Below are 25,181 nucleotides of genomic sequence, written 5' to 3'. Positions count from 1 at the left end.
TACCCCGACCCGTCCCCTGAGCCGAAGGGCCTGCCGTGCTCGATTCCGTCCAGTCGATCCTCGACGAGTACGCCGAGCTCGAGCTGCAGCTCGCCGACCCGGCCGTGCACGGTGACCAGGACCTCGTGCGCACCCTCAACAAGCGGTATGCCGCCCTGGCGCCGACCGTCGCCGCCGCCCGCGAGTGGACGGCGGCCGGCGACGACCTCGCGGCCGCACGTGAGCTCGCTGTCGACGACGAGTCGTTCGCCGAGGAGGTGCCCTCGCTCGAGGGCCGCCTCGCGGCCGCGGAGGAGCACCTGCGGCGGATGCTCGTGCCCCGCGACCCCGACGACGACCGCGACGTCATCCTCGAGGTCAAGGCGGGGGAGGGTGGCGACGAGTCGGCCCTCTTCGCGGGCGACCTGCTGCGGATGTACCTCCGCTACGCCGAGCAGCGCGGCTGGCGCACCGCCGTCGAGGACGCGACCGAGAGCGACCTGGGTGGCTACAAGGACGTCCGGGTCTCGGTGCGCGCCAAGAGCGCTCCAGGGCTGGGCGAGGGGCCGTGGGCCCGGCTCAAGTACGAAGGCGGCGTCCACCGTGTCCAGCGCGTGCCCGTGACCGAGAGCCAGGGGCGCATCCACACGTCGGCGGCCGGCGTCCTCGTCATGCCGGAGGCCGAGGAGGTCGAGGTGACGATCGACCCCAACGACCTGCGCATCGACGTCTACCGCAGCAGCGGCCCCGGCGGACAGAGCGTCAACACGACCGACTCGGCCGTGCGCATCACCCACCTGCCCTCGGGTCTCGTCGTGTCGTGCCAGAACGAGAAGTCGCAGCTGCAGAACAAGGAGGCCGCGATGCGCGTGCTCCGGGCTCGGCTGCACCAGATGGCCAAGGACGAGGCCGACGCGGAGGCGAGCGCCGCCCGTCGGTCGCAGGTGCGCACCGTCGACCGGTCGGAGCGCATCCGCACCTACAACTTCCCCGAGAACCGCATCTCCGACCACCGCACCGGCTACAAGTCCTACAACCTCGACTCGGTGCTCGACGGAGACCTCGACCCCGTCGTCCAGTCGGCGCTCGACGCCGACGAGGCCGCCAAGCTCGCGGCGCTCGCCGAGGGTGACGGGCCGCGCGCGTGACGGACCTGCGCGAGAGTGTCCGGGCTGCTGCCGCGCGGCTCCGCGACGCCGGGGTGGTCTCCGCCGACGTCGACGCCGTCGAGCTCGCGGCATACGTGCTCGAGGTCGACGCCGCCGAGGTCCGCCGCCTCATGGTGCTCGGCGGTCGCACGCTCCCGGGGTCGTATGCCGACCTCGTCGACGAGCGGGCCCGCCGGGTCCCGCTGCAGCACCTGACGGGCCGCGCCCACTTCCGCCGCCTGACCCTGTCGGTCGGTCCGGGGGTCTTCGTGCCGCGGCCCGAGACCGAGGTCCTCGTCGACCTCGCGCTGGTCGAGGTCGATCGGCTGTCGGCAGCGGGCGCCGAGGCCGTCAGGGTCGTCGACCTCTGCTCGGGCTCCGGCGCCATCGCCCTGTCCGTCAGGGCAGAGCGACCGGACGCCGACGTGCGCGGCCTCGAGCTGTCGCCCGACGCGTACGCCTGGTCGGTGGCCAACCGCGACCGCCTGGGGCTCGACGTCCGGCTCGAGCAGGGCGACGCAACGCTGCCCTGCTTCGAGGACTGGGCGGGCGCCGTCGACGTCGTGACCGTCAACCCGCCCTACATCCCCGTCGGCGCCGTGCCCGTCGACCCCGAGGTGCGCGACCACGATCCCGACGTCGCGCTCTACGGCGGCAGCGAGGACGGCCTGGCCATCCCGCTCGCGGTGGCCCGGACGGCCGCCCGGCTGCTCCGTCCCGGCGGCCTCGTCCTCGTCGAGCACGCCGACTCACAGGGCGAGAGCCTGCCCCGCCGCCTCGCGGCGACGGGGGAGTGGACCGACGTCATCGACCACGACGACCTGTCCGCCCGCCCGCGGGTGACGGTGGCGCGCCGCCGCGTCTGACCCACGGGTCGGCCCGGCGCCCGGCGGCTCGACCGCGCCCCAGTAGGCTCTGCCCGTGAGCGAGCGCTACGACTGCACCGACCCCGAGGGGCGTGCCGAGGGCATCCCGGCCGCGGCCTCGGCCGTCCGACGCGGCGAGATCGTCGTCCTCCCGACCGACACGGTCTACGGCATCGGCTGCGACGCCTTCGACGCCACCGCCGTCGCCTCCGTCCTCGCGGCCAAGGGCCGCGGCCGCGACATGCCGCCGCCGGTCCTCATCCCGACCGCCCGCACGGCCCAGGGCCTCGCGACGCAGGTGCCCGACTACGCCCAGCGGCTCATGGAGAAGTTCTGGCCCGGACCGCTGACGCTCGTGCTCAAGGCGCAGACGTCGCTGCACTGGGACCTCGGCGAGACCAACGGGACCGTGGCCCTGCGCGTGCCCGCCCACGAGATGACCCTCGAGCTGCTCGGCGACATCGGTCCGATGGCGGTCACGAGCGCCAACACGACCGGCGACCCCGCGGCCCGCACGGTCGACGAGGCGGTGGGCATGCTCGGCGAGTCCGTCGGGGTCTACCTCGACGGCGGCCCGGCCGGCGAGGGGCAGCCCTCGACGATCGTCGACTGCACCGGCGAGACCCCCGTGACCCTGCGTCTCGGCGCCGTGAGCCAGGAGGAGCTCGACGAGGCCCTCGTGCCCGAGCCCGTCCTCGAGGCCCCCGAGCCCGACGCCGAGCCGGCGGCCGAGGCCGACGCGACTCCCGCGGCGGACCCCGCCACCGAGCCGGACGCGGAAGCCGACGTCGAGCCGGCCGCCGAGCCGGACGCGGAAGCCGGCGACGAGCCGGCCGCCGAAGGCACGTCGGACGAGGCTGCCGAGACGCTCGGAGAGTGGCACGACGTGTCCACGACCGAGCGGCCGTCCGACGGTGCCAGCACGACGCAATAGAGTTGGCTCGCGCTCGCGCCCCACTCCCGACCCACCCGGAGAACTCCCATGGCTGACGACACGTTCTACGGCTCCGACTTCGGTGCCCTGCAGTCCTTCGACCCCGACATCGCGGGTGTGCTCCTGTCGGAGCTCGACCGCATCCGCGGCGGACTGCAGCTCATCGCGAGCGAGAACATCAGCTCGCCCGCGGTCCTGACGGCCCTCGGGTCGACGTTGTCGAACAAGTACGCCGAGGGCTATCCCGGTCGCCGCTACTACGGCGGCTGCTCCGAGGTCGACAAGGCCGAGACGATCGCGATCGAGCGCGCCAAGGCCCTCTTCGGCGCCGACCACGCCAACGTCCAGGCGCACTCCGGCGCGAGCGCCAACCAGGCCGTGTACGGCGCCTTCATGGCTCCGGGCGACACGATCCTGGCGATGGCGCTGCCGATGGGCGGCCACCTGACGCACGGCACCAAGGTCTCCTTCTCCGGCAAGTGGTTCAACGCCGTGCACTACGGCGTCGACCAGCAGAGCGAGGACATCGACTACGACCAGGTCGAGGCCCTCGCCCGTGAGCACCGTCCCAAGGTCATCTGCGCCGGCGGCTCGGCCATCCCACGCCTCATCGACTTCGAGCGCTTCCGCGCCATCGCCGACGAGGTCGGCGCGATCCTCTGGGTCGACGCCGCCCACTTCATCGGCCTCGTGGCGGGCAAGGCCATCCCTTCGCCCGTGCCGTACGCCGACGTCGTCACCTTCACGACGCACAAGGTGCTGCGCGGCCCGCGCTCCGGCGCCCTCGTCTGCAAGGCTGGGCACGCCGCCGCCATGGACAAGGCGATCTTCCCGATGATGCAGGGCGGCCCGCAGATGCACACCATCGCGGCCAAGGCGGTCAACTTCAAGGAGGCCGCGACGCCCGAGTACGCCCAGTACGCCAAGGACGTCATCGCCAACAGCCAGCAGCTCGCGGCCAGCCTGCTCGAGCTCGGCATCCGCCCGACGACGGGCGGCACCGACACCCACCTGGCGCTGCTCGACCTCCAGGGCGTCGGCGTCACCGGCAAGGAGGCCGAGGAGCGGGCCGACGCGGCCGGCATCGTGCTCAACAAGAACGCCATCCCCTTCGACCCGCAGAAGCCCAACATCGCCTCGGGCATCCGCGTCGGCACGCCGTCGGTCACGACCCAGGGCATGGGCCTGGAGGAGATGAAGCAGATCGCCTCGCTCATCCACCGCGCCGTCACCGAGGGTGACGCAGACCCCGACCACGCGGTGAGCAAGGACGTGCGTGCGGAGGTCACCGACCTCGTGACGCGCTTCCCGGCATACCCTCGCTGAGTCAGTCCCCCCGCCAGCGTCGGCGCCCGAGCGAAGGTCGGTAGGTGCACGAGTACGTCCTCGTCCTCATCGTGGCCGCTGCGGTCACGTACCTCGCCACACCCTTCGTCCGCAGCCTCGCCGTCGCGACCGGGGCGTTCACGGCCGTCCGCGAGCGCGACGTCCACAAGACCCCGATCCCGCGGCTCGGGGGAGTCGGCATCTACATCGGCTTCGTGGCGGCGGCGCTCGTGGCGAGGGCGCTGCCATACCTCGGGACGCTCTTCTCGACGAAACAGATCTTCGGCGTCGTCGCCGCAGCCGGCATCGTGTGCCTGCTCGGGGCGTTCGACGACATCCGTGAGCTCGACTGGCTGACCAAGCTGGCGGGACAGATGCTCGCCGCGGGCCTGATGGCCTACACCGGCGTGCAGCTGCTGTCACTGCCGATCTTCGGCACGACCATCCTGCCGACCCCCGTCCTCGTGCTCTTCACGGTGCTCGTCGTCATCGCGTCGACGAACGCCGTCAACTTCATCGACGGGCTCGACGGGCTCGCCGCGGGGGTCGTCTGCATCGCGGCGTTCGCCTTCTTCGTCTACAGCTACATCGTGTCGCGCTCGTTCGTGCCGGCCAACGTGTTCTCGACCGCGACCTTCATCTCGGCCGCCCTCGTGGGCTGCTGTGCCGGCTTCCTGCCGCACAACTTCCACCCGGCCCGACTCTTCATGGGCGACTCGGGAGCGCTGACGCTGGGGCTGCTGCTCTCGGCGGCGACGATCACCCTGACCGGCAACGTCGACCCGGGTGAGGTCAGCGCCAACGACGTGTCCGCCGCGTTCCTGCCGATCCTCGTCCCGCTCGCGGTCCTGCTGCTGCCGCTGCTCGACATGCTGCTCGCCGTGGTCCGGCGCACCCGTGCCGGCCAGCGACCGTGGCACCCCGACGCGTTGCACCTGCACCACCGCATGCTGCGCATCGGTCACGGCCACCGCCGTGCCGTGCTCATCCTCTACCTGTGGGCCGCCATCGTGGCGCTGGGTTCGGTGTCCTTCGTCATCTGGGACGGCCCCCGTCCGCTCGCGGTCGTGGGGGCAGCCGCCGCGATGGGTGTCGTGCTCACCGTCTGGCTTCCTCGGTGGAGGCCGTCCGAACGCTTGTGATAGCATTCACAAGCACCTGAGGGGAGTCTGGGAAGACCGCCACAGGAGCCCGGAAGTCCTTTCCACACAAGCGATCCGAGCATCATCCGGATCCGCCCGAACCCCGCCCGCACTACGCCTCACGACGCACCCAGGCAGGTTTTCTTGACGGCCACACCGGCACGCGACGCATCACAGTCAGATGCCTTCGCACAGCTCCTCCGGGGCTCCCTGCTGCCGACGGCCGTGGCCGGTCTCGTCTGCGTCGTCGTCGGGCTCTTCTCGAGCCCCAAGGCCGCCTGGTCGGCCGCGCTCGGCGCCGCCATCGTCCTCTTCTTCTTCAGCCTGACGCTGCTCGTCATGAAGCGCACGGCCGACCTGCCGCCCACGACGACGATGATGATCGTCATGGTCACCTACACCTTCAAGGTGCTGGTGCTCGGCGTCGTCATGTTCGCGCTGCGCGACGTCACGTGGGCCTCGGGCTTCGCGATCGGCCTGTCGATCACGGTGTGCGCCGTCGTCTGGCTCTTCTTCGAGATGCGCGCCTACAAGCGCCTGCGGATCTTCGCGTACGACCCCGACGGCGCGGCCTCGCTCGACGCGACGCCCGACTCGTCGTCCGACGCGACGCCCGACTCGTCGTCCGACGCGTCGCCCGAGGCGGCACCCCACCGGGAGCCGCGTGATGAGCCGTGACACGGGAGGTCGACATGACCACACCACCGACGCCGGAGCCCAGCGACCCGAGCGAGCCCAGGGAGCCCAGGGAGCCCAGCGAGGCCTCTGCGGAGGACAAGGCAGAGGAGCTGCGGCGGTTCAACACCCGCGAGCAGGACTCCGCCTGGCGTGCCGTCGCCTACATGCTCACCGGCCCGCTCATCTACGGCGGTCTCGGTGCCCTGGCCGACCACTGGCTGGGCACGACCTGGCTCGTCGGGGTCGGGATCGTGGGTGGAATGGCCCTGTCGCTCTACCTGATCTGGTTCCGATACGGTACCCATTGAGCCCGACGGCCTCCGTGCCGCACGTCAGCGCGTCGCCCGCCGGCCCGCCGACGTGGAGCCCCACCGGGAGCCCGCTCCCGAGCACCGACTCTCCACCCCTGACGCAGGTCGTCAGCCGAAGTGCCCAGAACCTACAAAGGAGTAACCCGTGAGCATCGTGGCCGCCGCCCCGACGGACTACACCGCCCCCGGCGTCGAGGAGTTCTGGCAGCCCCTCTTCGGGACCGACGGGCCGTTCGCGATCACCCGCCCGATCCTGCTCATGGTCCTGGCCACCGGCCTTGTCGCGTGGTTCCTGCTCGCCACGACGAAGAAGAAGGCGCTCGTGCCCGGCCGTGGCCAGATGGGCACCGAGGCCGTCTACGGCCTCGTCCGCAACGGCATCGCCCGCGACCTCATCGGCAGCAAGGAGTTCATGCGGTTCGTACCGCTGCTCTTCGCGCTCTTCACGACGATCCTCGTCAACAACCTGTTCGGCGTCATCCCGCCGATGAGCTACCCGACGATGAGCCGCATCGGCTTTCCGATCGCGCTGTCGCTCATCGTGTGGGTCGTCTTCCACGTCGTCGGCATGCGCAAGCACGGCTTCATCGGCTACTGGAAGTCGCTCGTGCCCGCGGGTCTTCCCAAGGCGATGATCCCCGCGATCTTCTTCCTCGAGCTGATCACCGACCTCTTCACGCGCCCGGTCACCCTCGCCCTGCGACTCTTCGGCAACATGTTCGCCGGCCACATCCTCATCGTCCTGTTCATCACGGGTGGCTGGTACATGCTCACCAACGGCGGCATCCTCGTCATCGCCGGCGGCGTCACGTGGATCTTCGCCTTCGTCATGACGCTCTTCGAGATCCTGGTCCAGTTCCTCCAGGCCTACGTCTTCACCCTGCTGGCCGCCCTCTACATCGGCGGCGCGGTCGCCGACGAGCACTGAGGCCGACGCCTCCCTGCGCCTCCGGCGCCCCACGAACTGCACCACCGCACGAGCACCACACACCAGCTTCGCCCCCGCCCGTCTGGTAACCGCCAGCCGGACAAGACAAGAAGGAATGGAATAAACATGACTGGCAACATCGCCATCCTCGGTTACGGCCTCTCCGCCATCGGCCCCGGTATCGGTGTCGGTCTGATCTTCGCCGCCTACATCAACGGCGTCGCCCGTCAGCCCGAGGCTCGCGGCATGCTGCAGCCGATCGCCTTCCTGGGCATGGCCATCACCGAGGCACTCGCCATCTTCGGTATCGCGCTCGCCTTCGTCTTCAAGGGCTGACGCCCCTTTCCGGGGCAGCCCGAAGCACCGATCGTCTTTCTCTCTAGGAGAACCTCATGCAAGCAGTGACCGTGACCGCCGAGGGCGGCGAGGGCGGCTTCTGGGCCACCGCGGCACCGATCATCCCGCACCCGCTCGAGTTCTTCTTCGGCCTGGCGTGCTTCGCGATCCTCTACGTCGTCGTGAAGCAGAAGGTCGTGCCGCGCCTCGAGCAGATCTACGCCGAGCGCACTGCTGCGATCGAGGGCGGGATGAACAAGGCCGAGGAGGCCCAGGCCCAGGCCCAGGCCGCGCTCGAGCAGTACCAGGCGCAGCTCGTCGAGGCCCGCTCCGAGGCCGCCCGCATCCGTGAGGACGCGAAGGCCCAGGGCGCGCAGATCATCGCCGAGATGCGCGAGCACGCGGCGTCCGAGGCCTCTCGGATCACCGAGACGGCGCACAAGCAGATCGAGGCCGAGCGCCAGCAGGCCGTCGTCTCGCTCCGCGGCGACGTCGGCCGCATCTCGACCGACCTCGCGAGCCGCATCGTCGGGGAGTCCCTCCACGAGGAGACCCGTCAGAAGGGCATCGTCGAGCGGTTCCTCGCCGAGCTGGAGTCGGGCGACGTCGTGCGCGAGAAGGTCGGCGGCGCCGCCGGCAGCCCGGGCGGAGACGCCTGATGCAGGGACCCTCACGCGCAGCAGCGGCGGCGAGCCGCGAGGCTCTCACCGGCGTCCTCGCTGCCGGTGCCGACCGTTCGCGGTTGGCCGAGGAGCTCTTCGCGGCCGTCGGGATCATCGACAGCAGCGCGACCCTGCGTCGCGCCGTGGCCGACCCGTCCCGCGAAGGCGTCGACAAGGCCCAGCTCGCCGAGCGGCTCTTCGCGGGCAAGGTCAGCGCCGAGACGCTGGTCGTGCTCAAGGGTGCCTTCGGCCAGCGCTGGAGCTCCGAGCGTGACCTGACCGACACGGTCGAGTCGTATGCCGTCGAGGCCGTCATCGCCGAGGCGGAGGTCCAGGGCCGTGCCGACCGCGTCGAGGACGAGCTGTTCCGCTTCGAGCGCATCGTGGCGGCCGACGCCCCGCTGCGCTCGGCGCTGGCCGACTCGCAGGCGCCCGCCGACAAGCGGGCCGACCTCGTGTCCTCGCTCCTGCGCGAGAAGGTCGCACCGGAGACCCTCGTGCTGGCCCGTCAGGCCGTGGTCGCCCCGCGCGGCCTGCGCTTCGACCGGGTCCTCGAGAAGTACCTCGAGACGGCCTCGAGCCGCCGCGAGCAGCAGACGGCCATCGTCACCTCGGCCGTCCCGCTCACCGACGACGACCGTGCCCGCCTCGCCGCGGGCCTGGCTGCCATCTACGGCGGCACGGTCCACGTCAACACCGTCGTGGACCCCCGGGTCATGGGCGGGGTCAAGGTCGAGATCGGTGACGAGCTCATCGACGGAACCGTCATCCGCAAGCTCGACGCGGCCCGCCGGGCCATGGGTGCCTGAGGCACCCACCACCAGCTGTGATCAACCACCGGCCCGTCCTGCGGGTCGAAACCGAGGAGAAGATCTGACATGACGGAGCTTTCGATCCGTCCGGAGGAGATCCGGGACGCTCTGGACTCGTTCGTCCAGTCCTACGAGCCCGGCGCGGCCTCCCGCGAAGAGGTCGGCCGCGTCACCGACGCCGGTGACGGCATCGCTCACGTCGAGGGTCTGCCCTCGGCCATGACCAACGAGCTGCTCCAGTTCGAGGACGGCACGCTCGGCCTCGCGCTGAACCTCGACGTCCACGAGATCGGCGTCGTCGTCCTCGGTGACTTCGCGGGCATCGAGGAGGGCCAGACCGTCAAGCGCACGGGCGAGGTCCTCTCGGTCCCGGTCGGTGACGACTTCCTCGGCCGCGTCGTCGACCCGCTCGGCAACCCGATCGACGGTCTCGGCGACATCAGGTCCGAAGAGCGCCGTGCCCTCGAGCTGCAGGCGCCCAACGTCGTCCAGCGCAAGTCGGTCCACGAGCCGCTCCAGACCGGCATCAAGTCGATCGACGCGATGACGCCGATCGGCCGTGGCCAGCGCCAGCTCATCATCGGCGACCGCCAGACCGGCAAGACGACGGTCGCGATCGACACGATCATCAACCAGAAGCGCAACTGGGAGTCCGGCGACCCGGACGCCCAGGTCCGCTGCATCTACGTCGCCATCGGCCAGAAGGGCTCGACCATCGCGTCGGTCCGCGGCACGCTCGAAGAGGCCGGCGCGCTGGAGTACACCACCATCGTCGCGGCCCCCGCGTCCGACTCGGCGGGCTTCAAGTACCTCGCGCCCTACACCGGTTCGGCCATCGGCCAGCACTGGATGTACCAGGGCAAGCACGTCCTCATCGTCTTCGACGACCTGAGCAAGCAGGCCGAGGCCTACCGCGCCGTGTCGCTGCTGCTGCGCCGTCCGCCGGGCCGCGAGGCCTACCCGGGTGACGTCTTCTACCTGCACTCGCGGCTCCTCGAGCGTTGCGCCAAGCTCTCCGACGACCTCGGCCACGGCTCGATGACCGGTCTGCCCATCATCGAGACCAAGGCGGGCGACGTCTCGGCGTACATCCCGACCAACGTCATCTCGATCACGGACGGCCAGATCTACCTGCAGGCCGACCTGTTCAACGCCAACGTGCGTCCGGCCATCGACGTGGGTGTCTCGGTCTCCCGAGTCGGTGGTGCGGCGCAGATCAAGGCGATGAAGTCCGTCGCCGGTCGACTCAAGCTCGACCTCGCCCAGTTCCGTGCCATGGAGGCGTTCGCGATGTTCGCCTCCGACCTCGACCCCGCCTCGCGAGCCCAGCTCGCCCGTGGTGCGCGTCTCGTGGAGCTGCTCAAGCAGCCGCAGAGCTCGCCGTACCCCGTCGAGGAGCAGGTCGTCTCGATCTGGACCGGCACGACCGGCAAGCTCGACGACGTCGCCGTCGAGGACGTCCGCACCTTCGAGACCGAGCTGCTCGAGACGCTGCGTCGCGACGGGAAGATCCTCCAGACGATCCGCGAGACCCTCAAGCTCGACGAGGACACCGAGACGGCCCTGTCCAAGGTCGTCGACGAGGTCAAGTTCACCTTCCGGGGCACCGGCAAGGACGGCCTCGAGGCCGGCAACGAGGAGTTCGACGAGATCGCCGACGACCAGATCACCCAGGCGAAGATCGTCAAGCAGAAGTGACCACCTTCCGTATGCCGTCCGGCCAGCCGGGCGGCATACGGAAGCGGGCGTGAGCCCACCCCGCAGGCAACCACAGACTTTTAGAGACCAAGAGAGGCGGAGCACATGGGAGCGCAGATGCGGATCTACCGCCAGCGCATCAAGTCCGTCAACTCCATCAAGAAGATCACCAACGCGATGGAGCTGATCGCGGCCGCACGCGTCGTCAAGGCCCGCCAGCGGGCCACCGAGGCGATGCCGTACACGACCGCGCTGACGCGTGCCGTGTCCGCGGTGGCGACCAACACGAACGAGGACCACCCGTTGACGACGGCGAAGGAGACCGCGAAGCGGGCCGGCGTCGTCATCATCACGGCGGACCGCGGACTTGCCGGTGCCTACTCCGTCGCGGCGATCAAGGAGAGCGCGGAGCTCATCTCCAAGCTGACCGCCGAGGGCAAGGAGGTCGTGCCCTACCTCGTCGGTCGCAAGGCCGTGAGCTACTTCAAGTTCCGCAAGCGCGACTACGCCGCCGAGTGGACCGGCTTCTCCGACGCCCCGACGTTCGAGAACGCCAAGGAGATCGCCGACCGCATCACGGCCGACTTCCTCAAGCCCACGGAGGAGGGCGGCCACGACGAGATCCACGTCGTGTTCACCCGCTTCCGCTCGATGGTCCGCCAGGACCCGTTCGTGCTGCGCCTGCTGCCGCTGGAGGTCGTCGAGGCCGACGACGCCGGTGAGGACGAGAGCCTCGACCTCAGCGTCAACCGCTACGAGGACGGCCAGATCCCCCCGGAGTACTCCTTCGAGCCGAGCGCGTCCGAGGTCCTCGACCTGCTGCTGCCGAAGTACGTCCGCAACCGGATCTTCACCGCACTGCTCAGCTCGGCGGCCTCCGAGCTCGCCGCCCGCCAGCGGGCGATGAAGTCGGCCACCGACAACGCGACGGAGCTGATCAAGACCTATCAGCGCCTCGCCAACCAGGCCCGTCAGGCCGGCATCACCCAAGAGATCAGCGAAATCGTGGGCGGCGCCAACGCCCTCGCCGACGCCAAGAAGTAACGCCCACAGGTAAGGAAGCAGACCACCATGACTGCAACTGTCAGCGACACCACGTGGACGGCCCCGCCCGCGGGCGGCGTCGGACGCATCTCCCGCATCATCGGCCCGGTCGTCGACGTGGAGTTCCCCGTCGACGCCATGCCCGAGCAGTACAACCTGCTCACGACCGAGGTCACCCTCGCCGGCGAGACGAAGAACCTCAACCTCGAGGTCGCCCAGCACATCGGCGACAACATGGTCCGGGCGATCTCGCTGCAGCCGACCGACGGTCTGGTGCGCGGCTCGGCCGTGCAGGACACCGGCGGCCCGATCACCGTCCCCGTGGGTGACGTGACCCTCGGCCACGTGTTCAACACGACCGGCGAGTGCATGAACCTCGCCGAGGGCGAGAAGCTCGAGGTCAAGGAGCGGTGGGGCATCCACCGCAAGGCTCCCGCCTTCGACCAGCTCGAGTCCAAGACGACGATGTTCGAGACGGGCATCAAGGTCATCGACCTGATGACCCCGTACGTCCAGGGTGGCAAGATCGGCCTCTTCGGTGGTGCCGGCGTCGGCAAGACGGTGCTCATCCAGGAGATGATCGCCCGTGTCGCCCGTGACCACGGTGGTGTGTCGGTGTTCGCCGGTGTCGGTGAGCGCACCCGTGAGGGCAACGACCTCATGGTCGAGATGGAGGAGGCGGGCGTCCTCGGACAGACCGCCCTCGTCTTCGGTCAGATGGACGAGCCGCCGGGCACGCGTCTGCGCGTCGCCCTGTCGGCGCTGACGATGGCGGAGTACTTCCGCGACGTCCAGAAGCAGGACGTGCTCCTCTTCATCGACAACATCTTCCGCTTCACGCAGGCCGGCTCCGAGGTCTCGACTCTCCTCGGCCGCATGCCGTCCGCCGTGGGCTACCAGCCCACCCTCGCCGACGAGATGGGCACCCTGCAGGAGCGCATCACGTCCACGCGTGGTCACTCGATCACCTCGATGCAGGCGATCTACGTGCCGGCCGACGACTACACCGACCCGGCTCCGGCCACGACGTTCGCGCACCTCGACGCGACGACCGAGCTGTCGCGTGACATCGCGTCGATGGGTATTTACCCGGCTGTCGACCCGCTGTCCTCGACCTCGCGAATCCTCGACCCGCGCTACGTGGCGGCCGACCACTACAACACGGCCGTGCGCATCAGGTCGATCCTGCAGCGCAACAAGGAGCTCCAGGACATCATCGCGATCCTCGGTATCGACGAGCTCTCCGAAGAGGACAAGATCCTCGTCAACCGCGCCCGTCGCATCCAGCGCTTCCTGTCGCAGAACACCTACGTCGCCAAGCAGTTCACCGGCATCGAGGGTTCGACCGTGCCGCTGTCCGACACGATCGAGGCGTTCACGAAGATCGCCGACGGCGAGTACGACCACGTCGCCGAGCAGGCCTTCTTCATGTGTGGTGGCCTCGACGACGTCGAGCGCCAGTGGGCGGAGATCCAGAAGAACCTCTGATCTGGATGGATCGATTCACCCGACGACGGGGAGGTGCCCTCTGGGCCCTCCCCGTTCGTCGTCTGTGAGTGCCGGGCCTCGCGGTGGCCGTCGTGGCCGGCGCGTTCGTCCGCGCCCGCCACGGGGTGGACCTCACCGACAGCTCGCACGTCGTGGAGCCGGCGCTCCGCCTCACCCAGGGTGACGTCCCGTTCCGGGACGAGATGAACGTCCAGGCGCTGCCGGCGGCATGCAACCAGCAGGTCGCGTCGTACAACACGACCGCGGCGCCGATGTACCTCCTCGCCGTGTGCTGCCGGCCAGGCGCTACTGTCCGCCGCGTCCGCTACGACGACCCGCGCCGAGTGTGACGAGAACCGCAGCCCGTGGACGCCCTCGGCGTCGCCCGCGGGGCATGCGGGTACGACGAACGGTGTTGACAGAGATGAAACCGTCAGCGCCGACGAGCCCAGCACCTCGCACCAGGACACAGCTCAAGGACAAGGAGAATCGTGAGCACGCCCACCCAGCAGGCCCCGCGCCACCGGGTCGTGGTCATCGGATCGGGTTTCGGCGGACTGTTCAGCACGCAGAAGCTGAAGCGCGCCGACGTCGACGTGACCCTCATCGCCCGCACGACGCACCACCTCTTCCAGCCGTTGCTCTACCAGGTGGCCACCGGCATCCTCTCCGAGGGCGAGATCGCCCCGTCGACGCGCGAGGTGCTGCACCGCCAGGACAACGCCAAGGTACTGCTCGGTGAGGTCGAGACGATCGACCTCGAGGCGCGCACCGTGACCCACACCGCGGTCGGCCGCGAGACGGTCACGCCCTACGACTCGCTCATCGTCGCCGCGGGCGCCGGCCAGTCGTGGTTCGGCAACGACCAGTTCGCCCGGCACGCCCCCGGCATGAAGTCGATCGACGACGCCCTCGAGCTGCGCGGTCGCATCTTCGGCTCGTTCGAGCTCGCCGAGCTCGCGACGACGCAGGCCGAGGTCGACCGCCTCATGACGTTCGTCGTGGTCGGCGCAGGCCCGACCGGTGTCGAGATGGCGGGCCAGATCTCCGAGCTCGCGCGACGCACCCTCAAGCGCGACTTCCGCCGGATCGACCCGACGAAGGCCAGGGTCGTCCTGCTCGACGCGGCTCCCGCCGTGCTCGGCTCGTTCGGCGAGAAACTGGGCGACCGCGCCGTCAAGCGCCTGACCGAGATGGGCGTCGAGGTCCGCCTCGGTGCCAAGGTCGTCGACGTCGACGCGACGGGCATCGAGGTCGAGCACGGCGACGGCAGCCGCGAGCGCATCGAGTCGGTGTGCAAGGTGTGGGCCGCGGGCGTCAGCGCCTCGCCTCTCGGTCGCCAGCTCGCCGACCAGTCGGGCGCTCAGCTCGACCGGGCCGGCCGCGTCGAGGTCCGCGACGACCTGACGCTCCCGGGCCACCCCGAGGTCTTCGTCGTCGGCGACATGATGGCGCTCGACGGGCTGCCGGGTGTCGCCCAGGTCGCCATCCAGGGCGGCCGCTACGCCGCGGAGCAGATCGAGCGACGCCTCGACGGCAAGGAGCCCAAGGGGCCGTTCGAGTACTTCGACAAGGGCTCGATGGCCACGATCTCGCGCTTCTCCGCCGTCGCGTCGGTCGGCAAGGCGCAGTTCAGCGGGTTCTTCGCCTGGATCCTCTGGCTCGCCGTGCACCTCGTCTACATCATCGGCTTCAAGCACCGGATCACCACGCTGCTGCACTGGGCCGTCACCTTCATCGGCCGTGGCCGGTCCGAGCGGGTCGTCACCGAGCAGCAGGTGTTCGCCCGGCAGGCGATCGCCGACCTCGGTGAGGAGTTCAGTCCCGAGCTGCCGCGCGTCGCGACGGACCGCGGGCACGACGAGTCCTGACCGGTCCGGGTGTGACCCGGACCCACGACCGGGCCGGCTCCTCGAGGGGAGCCGGCCCGGCGGCATACGTGGTCGGTTGCGTGCACCGTCCTGCGGTCAGGGACGCGTCAGGGGACGAGACGCTCCACGGCTGCGCCGAGGCGGGGGAGGGCGGCGACGACATGGGCCTTCGCCTTGCCGCGCAGCGAGCCGTAGACCTTGGCGGCCGAGCCGTGCGAGGTGTTGGCGGCCTTCGCGTCGGTCACCGCGAGCAGGGCGTCGGCCGCGGCGTCGGGCTGGGCCGCGAGGTGGGCCCCGAACGACGTGTCACCCTTGGTGGCCCAGAACGGGTCGAGGGCGCTCGCGAACTGGGGGAGCAGACGGTCGGTGGCGCTCGTGACGAAGTTGCCACCGAGCTTCTTCGCGGCGGCGTAGCCGGCCTTGACGGCGGCTCCGCCCAGTCCGGACTTGTCGGCGACCTCGGCGTCGATGACGTCGGTCAGGGTCTCCACCGCCACGGGGCGGCGGGTCGGCTCGAGAAGGGCGTCGGACACGGTTGTGCTCATGGATGGGACTCCTGTGGAGGATGGGGAATCGGCGCGAGCGGCCTGCGCCACCTCGCGTACGGAGCATCCTCGCAGAGGCACTAAACTGCAGAGCACACCCCCACGATCCGGAGGAAACGTGAGTTCGCTCAAGGTTGAGATGGTTGCCGCCGACCGGAAGGTCTGGGAGGGCGAGGCCAAGTTCGTACGCGCCCGGTCCATCTCGGGCGAGCTGGGCATCCTGCCCGGCCACACCCCGTTGCTCGGTGTCCTCGTCGAGGGTGAGGTCTCCATCGAGTCCCTCGAGGGCGAGCGTCGCACCGTGACGGTCGACGGCGGGTTCCTCTCGGTCGACTCGGACGTCGTCACCATCGTCGCCGAGCACGTCGACGCCTCGTCGCTGCAGACGAGCTGAGGTCGCGCGTGCCGTCCGTTCTCGTCTCGACCGAGATCGTGATCGGCACGCTCCTGGTGGTTGCGGTGGCCGTCCTCGCGACGACGTACCTGCGCCGGCGCTACATCGCCAAGGGCTTGCCCCTGACCCTCTGCGGCATGCGCCGCACGGAGTCCGACCGCTGGCGCCTGGGTCTGATCCGGTTCGGTGACAACGCCCTCGAGTGGTATGCCCTCGGGGGCGTCTCCGTGCGCCCCAAGCACCGCTGGCTGCGCCAGCGCCTGCTACTCGACGCTCCCGAGCCGCTGAGCGGCGGCGACTCGATCCCGCTGCTGCCCGACGCGAGCCGGGTGCCGTGCGGCGACGGCGACAGCGACTTCGAGCTGGCCCTCCAGGGGCCCGCTTACACCGCGCTGCGCTCGTGGCAGGAAGCCGCGCCCCCCGGCTACAACGTCAACGTCGCCTGACAGCCCGCTCCGGCAGCACGAGACTGCGCCGTGGCGCACGTGCGCGCCGAGACAGGCCGCCGGACGTGTGGAAGCGCGCCATGGCGCACTTCGGTCCGCGGCGGGCCCGGAATGCCGGTCGGGACCGCGCCAAGGCGCACCTGACGTGACCGCGCCTAGGCCGTAGGCCGTATGCCGTATGCCGTGTGGCGGCTCAGTGCTTCTTCGTGCGCTCGGGCTTCTCGACGCGGCCGCCACCGGGCTGCCACAGCACGTCGCCGCCGATCGGCTTGTTGGCGATCCGGGCGAGGATGAAGAGCAGGTCCGAGAGGCGGTTGAGGTACTTCGCCGTGAGGACGTTGACGCCGCCGACGCCCCTCGCGTCCGTGCCCTCGGGGGCCGGCTCGGTGCCGTGCTGGTCGGCGGCCGCCCACGCCGAGCGCTCGGCGCGACGCACGATGGTCGTCGCGAGGTGCAGGTGCGCCGACCCGGCCGTGCCTCCGGGGAGGATGAACGACCGGAGCTTCTCGACCTGCTCGAGGTAGTGGTCGCAGTCGGCCTCGAGGTCGTCGATCCAGGGCTGCTCGACGCGCAGGGGCGGGTAGTCGTAGGCGTGCCGTAGCGGCGTCGACAGGTCGGCGCCGACGTCGAAGAGCTCGTTCTGCACCCGCTGGAGGGTGGCCTTGACCTCGTCGGGCAGGTCGCCGCACGCGACAGCGATGCCGATGGCGGCGTTGGCCTCGTTGGAGTCGGCGTAGGCATGCAGCCGGGCGTCGTTCTTGCTGACCCGCGAGAAGTCGCCGAGGCTCGTCGTGCCGTCGTCGCCGGTGCGCGTGTAGATCCGCGTCAGGTTGACCATGGGGCCACTCTCTCACCCGTCGTGGAGGCGCCGTCGGTCGGTCGGTGCCCCGATAGGGTTCGGCGGGTGAGAGAGCGATTCCGTGTCGTCGGTGGTGCCCACCTCGTGGGCGAGGTCGCCGTCGTCGGCGCCAAGAACAGCGCCCTGAAGCTGATGGCCGTGGCCCTGCTGGCCGTGGGCCGCACGACGCTGACGAATGTGCCGGCGATCGCCGACGTGACGATCATGGCCGAGCTGCTGCGCCGGCTCGGGGTTGGTGTCGACTACGACCCGGCCGCGGGAGTGGTCGTCCTCGACGTGCCCGAGCGCATCGGTCACCGGGCCGACTACGAGCTCGTCCGGGCGCTGCGCGCCTCCATCTCGGTGCTCGGCCCGCTCGTGGCCCGCGTCGGCGAGGCCGACGTGGCCGTCCCGGGTGGCGACGCGATCGGCTCGCGCGGCCTCGACCTGCATGCGGCCGGCCTCGAGGCCCTCGGCGCCGAGGTGCACGTGACGCACGGCTACCTCGTGGCCACGGCGCCGGCCGGCCTGCGCGGCGCCGACATCCGGCTCGACTTCCCGAGCGTCGGGGCCACCGAGAACATCCTCACGGCGGCTGTCCTGGCCAGCGGCACGACGACGATCGACAACGTCGCGAAGGAGCCGGAGATCATCGACATCGCCGAGATGCTCGTGTCGATGGGCGCCAAGCTCGAGGGCGCCGGCACGTCTCGCATCACCGTCCACGGCGTCGAGGCCCTCGTCCCGACCGAGCACGCCGTCGTCTCCGACCGCATCGCGGCCGGCACGTGGGCCTTCGCCGCCGCCACGACGCGTGGCGACATCGAGGTCGTCGGTGGAGTCGCCGAGCACCTCAGGGCGCCGCTGGGCGCCCTCGAGGAGGCGGGGTGCCACGTCGAGGTCACGCCTCGCGGGTTCAGGGTGTCGGCCGTCGACCGGCGCCCGCGCGCCTTCGACGTCGCGACGCTGCCCTACCCGGGCTTCCCGACCGACCTCCAGCCCTTCGCACTGTCCTACAACGCCGTGGCGGACGGCTCTGCCATGGTCACGGAGAACCTCTTCGAGGCCCGTTTCCGCACGGTCCAGGAGCTGGCCCGTCTCGGCGCCGACGCGCAGATCGACGGGCACCACGTCATGACCCACGGCGTCCCGATGCTGTCCGGTGCCCCCGTCGAGAGCAGCGACATCCGCTCCGGCGCCGCCCTCGTCATCGCCGGCCTCGTGGCCGAGGGGGACACGCTCGTCAGCGGTGTGCACCACATCGACCGCGGCTACCCGCGCTTCGAGCAGGCGCTCCGCGCCCTCGGCGCCGACGTGACGCGCGAGCCCGATGACGAGCCCCCGTTCGCGTAGGCGAAACCCGCAGACCCGCCGGGCCATTCCGCGGCTGAGGCGGCGGATCGTCCCTTTTGTCAGGAGCGCTCAGTCCCGGCACGGAGGCCGGCGGAGTTCTTCGCTCGATGTTCGTATTTTCTTGACCACTTCTTGACTCCTAGGGGCAACGTTTTGGCTGGCTGAGGCGTCATCATGGTGACGGCACAGCGTTGAGAGGGGTCTACATGACGCTGAACACCCACCGCAGGGGTCCGGTCAGAGTGCTCGACGCACCCGACGGCCACGATGTCATCATCGAGGGGCGTCTCGACGTCCACACGGTGCCCGACATCCGCGACGCGATCCACGCGGTCATCAACCAGGGTCCTGGCGAGCTGCGCCTGCACCTCGGCGGCGCCGAGATCGGCGACGCGACGGGCCTCGGTGTCATCGTCCACCTCCACCGGCGCGCCACCCGCGCCGAGCGCCGGCTGCTGCTCGTCGACGCGAGCGACCGCACGACGCGCCTGCTGCGCGGGTGTCGGCTCGAGCGCATCCTCGCCCCGCGGCATCCGGCACCGGCAAGCCTGACTGTGGCGCCTCTCACCGCCTGAGCGCCTCCCCACCGCTGCACCCCGCCGCTACCGTCGAGCCATGTCTTCGACGGAGAGCACGCCGCATCCGGCCGCCCGGGTGACGCCCGACCGACCGTGGGTCATGCGCACGTATGCCGGCCACTCGAGTGCCGCTGCGAGCAACGCGCTCTACCGCCGTAACCTCTCCAAGGGGCAGACCGGCCTCTCCGTCGCCTTCGACCTGCCGACCCAGACGGGCTACGACCCCGACCACGTCCTCGCCCGCGGCGAGGTGGGCAAGGTCGGGGTCCCGATCAGCCACATCGGTGACATGGCAGCGCTCTTCGACGCGATCCCGCTGCGTGAGATGAACACGTCGATGACGATCAACGCGACGGCGATGTGGATGCTCGCGCTCTACCAGGTCGCCGCCGAGCGCCAGGCCGAGGCCGCCGGCGAGGACCCGGCCGCCTGGGTGCACGAGCTCGCCGGAACGACCCAGAACGACATCATCAAGGAGTACCTCTCGCGCGGGACCTACGTCTTCCCGCCCGCGCCGTCGCTGCGGCTCATCACCGACATGGTCACCTACACGGTGCGCGAGATCCCGAAGTGGAACCCCATCAACATCTGCAGCTACCACCTGCAGGAGGCCGGGGCGACCCCCGTGCAGGAGATCGCCTACGCCATGTCGACGGCGGTCGCCGTGCTCGACGCCGTGCGCGACTCGGGGCAGGTGCCGCCCGAGGAGTTCGCCAGTGTCGTCGCCCGGATCTCCTTCTTCGTCAACGCCGGCGTGCGGTTCGTCGAGGAGATGTGCAAGATGCGCGCCTTCGTGCAGCTGTGGGACGAGCTGACCCGGGAGCGCTACGGCGTGACCGACGCGAAGGCCCGCCGCTTCCGCTACGGCGTCCAGGTCAACAGCCTGGGCCTCACCGAGGCCCAGCCCGAGAACAACGTCCAGCGCATCGTCCTCGAGATGCTCGCCGTGACGCTCTCCAAGGACGCCAGGGCCCGCGCCATCCAGCTGCCGGCGTGGAACGAGGCGCTCGGTCTGCCGCGCCCGTGGGACCAGCAGTGGAGCCTGCGCATGCAGCAGGTGCTCGCCTACGAGTCCGACCTGCTCGAGCACGACGACCTCTTCACCGGGTCGGTCGTCGTCGAGGCCAAGGTCGCCGAGCTCGTGGCCGGGGCGAAGGCAGAGATGGCTCGGGTCGAGGAGATGGGCGGCGCCGTCGCCGCCGTCGAGTCCGGCTACATGAAGTCCGCGCTCGTCGCCTCCCACGCCGAGCGTCGACGCCGCATCGAGACGGGCGAGGCCGTCATCGTCGGGCTCAACCGTTTCGAGACCACCGAGCCCAACCCGCTCACGGCCGACCTCGACACCGCGATCCAGACCGTCGACGCCGACGTCGAGCACCACGCCTCCGAGGCCGTACGCGCGTGGCGCGAGACGCGTGACGCCGACCCCGAGCGCCGGGCGCGCGCCGCGGCGGCTCTCGAGCGCCTGCGCGCCGACGCGGCGACCGACGTCAACCTCATGGCGGCCTCGCTCGAGTGCGCCCGGGCGGAGCTGACGACGGGGGAGTGGGCCGCCGCCCTGCGCGAGCAGTTCGGCGAGTACCGCGCACCCACCGGGGTCTCCGGCTCGGTGGGCGTCGGCTCGAGCGAGCCCGGTGACGCCCTGTCGCACGTCCGCAGGCTCGTCGCGCGCACCGGCGAGGAGCTCGGTGAGAAGCTGCGCATCCTCGTCGGCAAGCCCGGCCTCGACGGCCACAGCAACGGCGCCGAGCAGGTGGCCGTGCGGGCCCGGGACGCGGGGTTCGAGGTCGTCTACCAAGGCATCCGGCTGACGCCCGAGCAGATCGTCGCGGCCGCCGTCGCCGAGGACGTCCACCTCGTCGGGCTCTCGATCCTCAGCGGCTCGCACATGGAGCTCGTGCCCGAGGTCCTGCGGGGCCTGCGCGAGGCGGGTGCCGGCGACGTGCCGGTCATCGTCGGAGGCATCATCCCCGAGTCCGACGCCGCCGCACTGCGGGCCGCCGGCGTCGCCATGGTCTTCACGCCGAAGGACTTCGGCCTCAACGACATCATGGGCGAGATGGTGGGTGTGATCCGCGCCGCACGGGGTCTTGCGCCCCTCGAGTCCGCGCCCGTCTGAGCAGGCGTAGCGTCGCAGGTATGAGCGACCTGCAGTGCGCCGCGCGCGTCATCGTCGTCAACCCTCCGGCGCTCTCCGACGTCGCGTGGCTGGCGTCCGCGATCCACCTCGAGAAGGTCCAGGCGGTGTATGCCGCCGACGACGTCCCCGACACCGGCCCGGTCGAGTCGCTGGCCGACGACCTCGGCGTGCCCTCGCACCTCGGGCACGGCGACCTCCACGACGGCTCATCGGGCCTCGAGGAGCTCGTCGACCGGCACCGCGGCGAGACCGTCGTCGTCGTGCGCGGAGGGGAGGCACCCGACCCGGTCCTGCTGCTCGTCGACGCCGACGGAGTCACCGCCCAGCCGATCGAGGGCTTGTCCTGATGGCGTCGGCGGCGACCGCCGGGACCGTGGTCGCCGAGCTCGAGGCCGAGGCCTCGCCGGAGGCACTCGCATCGGTGCGCAAGCGCCTCGCCCCCGACGAGGAGGCGCTCGGCGTGCGGATGGGCACGCTCTTCGCCATCGCCAAGCGACACACGCGGCTCCCGCTCAGCGAGGTGCAGCAGCTGCTCGCCCACCCGGCCTACGAGCCGCGGCTCGCTGCCCTCTGCATCCTCGACTTCAAGGCACGGCGCAAACGGATCGACGGTCACGGGCGCGGCACCCTCGCCCGGACCTACCTCGGCCACCACGACCGGATCACGACGTGGGACATGGTCGACCGGGCCGCGCCGCGCGTCATCGGCCTGTGGCTCATCGGTCGTGACAAGCAGATCCTGCGTGACCTCGCGCTCTCGCCCGAGCCGCTGCGCCGGCGCACCGCCATGACGGCGCCGCTCGGCTTCCTCGACACCGACGACGTGGAGATCGGCTGGGAGCTCGCCGCCCAGCTCGCGACCGACCGGGATCCGTTGGTGCACAAGCCCGTCGGGATCTTCGCCAAGCACGCCGGTGAGCGTGACCGCGACCGGTTGGTGGCCTTCCTCGAGGAGCACGTCGAGGGGATGCCACGCCCAGCCGTCCGGCTCGCCGTCGAGAAGCTGCCGCCGGACCTTCGCTCGCGCTGGGTGTGACGCGCCGGTGCGCCGGTGCGCCGGTGCGCCGGGGCGGCCACACGGCATACGCCCTCGGTGGGTCAGAAGAGGCGGGACTCCGCGTCGTCGATGCCCTTGAGTGCGTCGTAGTCGAGCACGACGCAGCGGATGCCGCGGTCCTCGGCGAGCGTGCGCGCCTGTGGTTTGATCTGCTGGGCGGCGAACACCCCGGTGACGGGCGCGAGGTGCGGGTCGCGGTTCATCAGCTCGAGGTAGCGGGTCAGCTGCTCGACGCCGTCGATCTCGCCGCGGCGCTTGATCTCCACGGCGACGCTCGTGCCGGCCGAGTCCTTCGCGAGGATGTCGACCGGACCGATGGCCGTCATGTACTCGCGGCGCACGAGCGACCACCCGTGGCCGAGGGTGTGGATGTGCTCGGCGAGCAGCTTCTGCAGGTGCGCCTCGACGCCGTCCTTGACGAGGCCGGGGTCGACGCCGAGCTCGTGGTCCGAGTCGTGGAGGACCTCGTGGAGCAGGACGGTGAGGCGGTCCTCGCTCTTGGCGTGCTGGACCCGCCACACTGCGACGACACCGTCGACGGCCTGGACCTCGTCGGGCTCGACCTCGGCCATCGTGCAGGGCGGCGACATCCAGTTGAGCGGCTTGTAGGAGCCGCCGTCGCTGTGGACGAGCACCGACCCGTCGGCCTTGACGACGAGCAGGCGGGTCGCGAGCGGGAGGTGGGCCGTGAGGCGACCGTCGTAGTCGACGCTGCACCGGGCTATGACGAGACGCACCGGTCCACCCTAGAGGAGGGTGCGTGGGCAGCGTCACGCCCCGGGCGGGTGTGGGCGGCGCACACCCTCTGCGAGACTTTCGCCCATGGCTCGTGAGTTCACCAAGGTTGGCGTCATCGGACTCGGCACCATGGGTGCCGGCATCGTCGAGGTCTTCGCACGCAACGGCATCGACGTCGTCGCGGTGGAGGTCACGGACGAGGCGGTCGAGAAGGGCAAGGGCGTCCTGCAGCACTCGACCGACCGGGCCGTCTCCCGGGGCAAGCTCGCGGCCGAGGACCAGGCCGCGCTGCACGCCCGGGTCCTCTTCACGAGCGACATGGCCGACCTCAAGGAGTGCCAGCTCGTCGTCGAGGCCGTGCCCGAGCACCTCGACCTCAAGAAGGACATCTTCGCCAAGCTCGACGCCATCGTCTCCGACGACGCGATCCTCGCGACGAACACGAGCTCGCTGCCCGTCACCGAGATCGCCGTCGCGACGATCAACCCCAAGCGCGTCGTCGGCATGCACTTCTTCAACCCGGCCCCCGTGCTCCAGTTCGTGGAGGTCATCAAGACCGTCATCACGAGCGACGAGATCTTCGAGGACGTCAAGGCGCTCGCCGAGCGGCTCGGCAAGAAGCCCGTCATCGTCGGCGACAAGGCCGGCTTCATCGCCAACGCGCTGCTCTTCGGCTACCTCAACCACGCCGTCGCGATGTACGAGAGCAAGTACGCCACCCGCGAGGACATCGACGCCGCGATGAAGCTCGGCTGCGGCTACCCCATGGGCCCGCTCGCCCTCATGGACCTCATCGGCCTCGACACCGCCTACGAGATCCTCGACACGATGTACAAGCAGGGCCGTGACCGCCTGCACGCGCCGAGCCCGATCATCAAGCAGATGGTCAGCGCCGGGCTCAAGGGTCGCAAGAGCGGCCGCGGCTTCTACACGTATGCCGCACCGGGCAGCTCGGCGGTCGTCGACGACGCGTTGACGCCCACCGCCGCGGAGGACTCGACGTCCGGCACGCGCCCGATCCGGACGGTCGGCGTCGTCGGCTCCGGCACGATGGCCACGGGGATGGTCGAGGTCTTCGCCAAGGCCGGTCTCGACGTGACCTTCGTGGCCCGCAGCGACGCCAAGGTCGAGGCCGTCCGGGCGGCGCTCGCCAAGAGCCTCGAGAAGGCCGTCCAGCGCGGCAAGGCCACCGAGGAGGACCGCGACGCGGCGCTGGCCCACGTGCGGGGCACGACCCGCCTCGAGGACCTCGCGCAGGTCGACCTCGTCGTCGAGGCCGTCGTCGAGGACCTCACCGTCAAGCGCGCGCTCTTCGAGAACCTCGACGAGATCTGCCGCCCCGGCGCGATCCTCGCGACGACGACGAGCTCACTGCCCGTCGTCGAGTGCGCGGCCGCCACGAAGCGTCCCCAGGACGTCATCGGCATGCACTTCTTCAACCCGGCCCAGGTCATGAAGCTCGTCGAGGTCGTGCACACGGTCTCGACCGCCGACGACGTCGTCGCCTCGGTGCAGGCGCTCTGCACGACGGTCGGCAAGCACGCCGTGACGTGCGGCGACCGCGCCGGCTTCATCGTCAACGCCCTGCTCTTCCCCTACCTCAACGACGCCGTGAAGATGCTCGAGGCCAACTACTCGACGGCCGACGACATCGACACGGCCATGAAGACCGGCTGCGGGTTGCCGATGGGTCCGTTCGAGCTGCTCGACGTCGTCGGCCTCGACGTGTCGCTCGCCATCGAGCGCGAGCTCTATCTCGAGTTCCGTGAGCGCGGCTACGCACCGGCGCCGCTGCTCGAGCACCTCGTCACGGCCGGCTACCTCGGACGCAAGACGGGGCGTGGCTTCCGCACCTACGCCTGACACCTA

General features: G+C 70.4%; 27 protein-coding genes. 24 read left to right on the top strand and 3 right to left on the bottom strand.

What is annotated here, in order from left to right:
* Positions 1-35: 35 nt before the first annotated feature.
* The 16 genes from prfA (at position 36) to AB4Z14_RS09455 (ending at position 15,223) form a co-directional block, all read left to right on the top strand.
* Positions 36-1,127: a peptide chain release factor 1 gene (gene prfA / locus AB4Z14_RS09530; RefSeq protein WP_442274993.1), complete on the top strand. Its 1,092-nt coding sequence runs from the start codon at positions 36-38 to the stop codon at positions 1,125-1,127.
* The gene (gene prmC / locus AB4Z14_RS09525; RefSeq protein WP_442274992.1) at positions 1,124-1,993 is read left to right on the top strand and encodes a peptide chain release factor N(5)-glutamine methyltransferase; all 870 of its coding nucleotides are present in this window, start codon (positions 1,124-1,126) and stop codon (positions 1,991-1,993) included. The genes prfA and prmC overlap by 4 nt, the downstream gene beginning before the upstream one ends.
* A gap of 55 nt (positions 1,994-2,048) precedes the next feature.
* The gene (locus AB4Z14_RS09520) at positions 2,049-2,927 is read left to right on the top strand and encodes an L-threonylcarbamoyladenylate synthase (RefSeq protein ID WP_442274991.1); all 879 of its coding nucleotides are present in this window, start codon (positions 2,049-2,051) and stop codon (positions 2,925-2,927) included.
* A gap of 48 nt (positions 2,928-2,975) precedes the next feature.
* Positions 2,976-4,253, top strand: coding sequence for a serine hydroxymethyltransferase (gene glyA / locus AB4Z14_RS09515; RefSeq protein ID WP_442274990.1), 1,278 nt, complete (start codon positions 2,976-2,978; stop codon positions 4,251-4,253).
* 44 nt (positions 4,254-4,297) lie between these two features.
* Positions 4,298-5,395: a glycosyltransferase family 4 protein gene (locus AB4Z14_RS09510; protein ID WP_442274989.1), complete on the top strand. Its 1,098-nt coding sequence runs from the start codon at positions 4,298-4,300 to the stop codon at positions 5,393-5,395.
* A 144-nt stretch (positions 5,396-5,539) separates the two neighbouring features.
* Positions 5,540-6,073, top strand: a complete 534-nt coding sequence (locus tag AB4Z14_RS09505) for a hypothetical protein (RefSeq protein ID WP_442274988.1) — start codon at positions 5,540-5,542, stop codon at positions 6,071-6,073.
* A 14-nt stretch (positions 6,074-6,087) separates the two neighbouring features.
* A complete protein-coding gene (locus AB4Z14_RS09500; protein WP_442274987.1) occupies positions 6,088-6,381 on the top strand; it encodes an AtpZ/AtpI family protein in 294 nt (97 codons plus the stop codon).
* A gap of 148 nt (positions 6,382-6,529) precedes the next feature.
* On the top strand, positions 6,530-7,312 hold the full coding sequence (atpB, locus tag AB4Z14_RS09495; protein WP_442274986.1) for a F0F1 ATP synthase subunit A: 783 nt from the start codon (positions 6,530-6,532) through the stop codon (positions 7,310-7,312).
* Between the two features lie 126 nt (positions 7,313-7,438).
* Complete coding sequence (gene atpE, locus AB4Z14_RS09490; RefSeq protein WP_020142944.1) at positions 7,439-7,648, top strand: ATP synthase F0 subunit C; 210 nt, start codon at positions 7,439-7,441, stop codon at positions 7,646-7,648.
* Between the two features lie 56 nt (positions 7,649-7,704).
* Positions 7,705-8,307 carry a F0F1 ATP synthase subunit B gene (locus AB4Z14_RS09485; RefSeq protein ID WP_056770492.1) on the top strand — a complete coding sequence of 201 codons (603 nt, stop codon included), beginning with the start codon at positions 7,705-7,707 and terminating at the stop codon, positions 8,305-8,307.
* Positions 8,307-9,119 carry a F0F1 ATP synthase subunit delta gene (locus AB4Z14_RS09480; RefSeq protein WP_056770488.1) on the top strand — a complete coding sequence of 271 codons (813 nt, stop codon included), beginning with the start codon at positions 8,307-8,309 and terminating at the stop codon, positions 9,117-9,119. Before AB4Z14_RS09485 ends, AB4Z14_RS09480 begins: the two co-directional genes overlap by 1 nt.
* 69 nt (positions 9,120-9,188) lie before the next feature.
* Positions 9,189-10,820, top strand: coding sequence for a F0F1 ATP synthase subunit alpha (gene atpA, locus AB4Z14_RS09475; protein ID WP_442274985.1), 1,632 nt, complete (start codon positions 9,189-9,191; stop codon positions 10,818-10,820).
* A 105-nt stretch (positions 10,821-10,925) separates the two neighbouring features.
* Positions 10,926-11,864 carry a F0F1 ATP synthase subunit gamma gene (locus tag AB4Z14_RS09470; RefSeq protein WP_442274984.1) on the top strand — a complete coding sequence of 313 codons (939 nt, stop codon included), beginning with the start codon at positions 10,926-10,928 and terminating at the stop codon, positions 11,862-11,864.
* Positions 11,865-11,891: 27 nt separating this feature from the next.
* The gene (gene atpD, locus AB4Z14_RS09465; RefSeq protein ID WP_020142939.1) at positions 11,892-13,352 is read left to right on the top strand and encodes a F0F1 ATP synthase subunit beta; all 1,461 of its coding nucleotides are present in this window, start codon (positions 11,892-11,894) and stop codon (positions 13,350-13,352) included.
* Between the two features lie 68 nt (positions 13,353-13,420).
* Entirely contained in the window at positions 13,421-13,702 is a 282-nt protein-coding gene (locus tag AB4Z14_RS09460) for a hypothetical protein (RefSeq protein ID WP_442274983.1), read from the top strand.
* A 141-nt stretch (positions 13,703-13,843) separates the two neighbouring features.
* Complete coding sequence (locus AB4Z14_RS09455; RefSeq protein ID WP_056770473.1) at positions 13,844-15,223, top strand: NAD(P)/FAD-dependent oxidoreductase; 1,380 nt, start codon at positions 13,844-13,846, stop codon at positions 15,221-15,223.
* A 107-nt stretch (positions 15,224-15,330) separates the two neighbouring features.
* Here AB4Z14_RS09455 and AB4Z14_RS09450 read toward each other — a convergent pair whose 3' ends face one another.
* Positions 15,331-15,768 carry a DUF6918 family protein gene (locus AB4Z14_RS09450; RefSeq protein WP_442274982.1) on the bottom strand — a complete coding sequence of 146 codons (438 nt, stop codon included), beginning with the start codon at positions 15,766-15,768 and terminating at the stop codon, positions 15,331-15,333.
* A 118-nt stretch (positions 15,769-15,886) separates the two neighbouring features.
* Here AB4Z14_RS09450 and AB4Z14_RS09445 point away from each other — a divergent pair, with 118 nt between their 5' ends.
* A complete protein-coding gene (locus tag AB4Z14_RS09445; RefSeq protein ID WP_028785412.1) occupies positions 15,887-16,162 on the top strand; it encodes a F0F1 ATP synthase subunit epsilon in 276 nt (91 codons plus the stop codon).
* Between the two features lie 8 nt (positions 16,163-16,170).
* A complete protein-coding gene (locus AB4Z14_RS09440; RefSeq protein WP_442274981.1) occupies positions 16,171-16,608 on the top strand; it encodes a DUF2550 domain-containing protein in 438 nt (145 codons plus the stop codon).
* Between the two features lie 193 nt (positions 16,609-16,801).
* Here the strand turns inward: AB4Z14_RS09440 and AB4Z14_RS09435 are convergent, their stop codons facing one another.
* Positions 16,802-17,446 carry a cob(I)yrinic acid a,c-diamide adenosyltransferase gene (locus tag AB4Z14_RS09435; protein WP_442274980.1) on the bottom strand — a complete coding sequence of 215 codons (645 nt, stop codon included), beginning with the start codon at positions 17,444-17,446 and terminating at the stop codon, positions 16,802-16,804.
* Between the two features lie 66 nt (positions 17,447-17,512).
* Here AB4Z14_RS09435 and murA point away from each other — a divergent pair, with 66 nt between their 5' ends.
* The 5 genes from murA (at position 17,513) to AB4Z14_RS09410 (ending at position 22,553) form a co-directional block, all read left to right on the top strand.
* Positions 17,513-18,799 (top strand): UDP-N-acetylglucosamine 1-carboxyvinyltransferase, encoded by a 1,287-nt coding sequence (gene murA, locus AB4Z14_RS09430; RefSeq protein WP_442274979.1) that lies wholly within the window; start codon positions 17,513-17,515, stop codon positions 18,797-18,799.
* A 206-nt stretch (positions 18,800-19,005) separates the two neighbouring features.
* On the top strand, positions 19,006-19,374 hold the full coding sequence (locus AB4Z14_RS09425; protein ID WP_056770456.1) for an STAS domain-containing protein: 369 nt from the start codon (positions 19,006-19,008) through the stop codon (positions 19,372-19,374).
* Positions 19,375-19,477: 103 nt separating this feature from the next.
* Positions 19,478-21,496 carry a protein meaA gene (locus AB4Z14_RS09420; protein WP_442275375.1) on the top strand — a complete coding sequence of 673 codons (2,019 nt, stop codon included), beginning with the start codon at positions 19,478-19,480 and terminating at the stop codon, positions 21,494-21,496.
* 20 nt (positions 21,497-21,516) lie between these two features.
* The gene (locus AB4Z14_RS09415) at positions 21,517-21,864 is read left to right on the top strand and encodes a hypothetical protein (protein WP_056770451.1); all 348 of its coding nucleotides are present in this window, start codon (positions 21,517-21,519) and stop codon (positions 21,862-21,864) included.
* Entirely contained in the window at positions 21,864-22,553 is a 690-nt protein-coding gene (locus AB4Z14_RS09410) for a DNA alkylation repair protein (RefSeq protein WP_442274978.1), read from the top strand. The genes AB4Z14_RS09415 and AB4Z14_RS09410 overlap by 1 nt, the downstream gene beginning before the upstream one ends.
* Positions 22,554-22,615: 62 nt before the next feature.
* On the opposite strand, the gene nucS is transcribed toward AB4Z14_RS09410, so the two are convergent.
* Complete coding sequence (nucS, locus tag AB4Z14_RS09405; protein WP_442274977.1) at positions 22,616-23,311, bottom strand: endonuclease NucS; 696 nt, start codon at positions 23,309-23,311, stop codon at positions 22,616-22,618.
* Positions 23,312-23,396: 85 nt separating this feature from the next.
* Between nucS and AB4Z14_RS09400 the strand changes: the two genes are divergently transcribed.
* On the top strand, positions 23,397-25,175 hold the full coding sequence (locus AB4Z14_RS09400) for a 3-hydroxyacyl-CoA dehydrogenase family protein (protein WP_442274976.1): 1,779 nt from the start codon (positions 23,397-23,399) through the stop codon (positions 25,173-25,175).
* The last annotated feature ends 6 nt before the right edge of the window (positions 25,176-25,181 follow it).

The organism is Terrabacter sp. 2TAF16, assembly GCF_052115065.1.
Taxonomy (GTDB): domain Bacteria; phylum Actinomycetota; class Actinomycetes; order Actinomycetales; family Dermatophilaceae; genus Terrabacter.
Note: the sequence above shows the minus strand (reverse complement) of the source record. Positions and strands in the feature narration are given on the sequence as shown.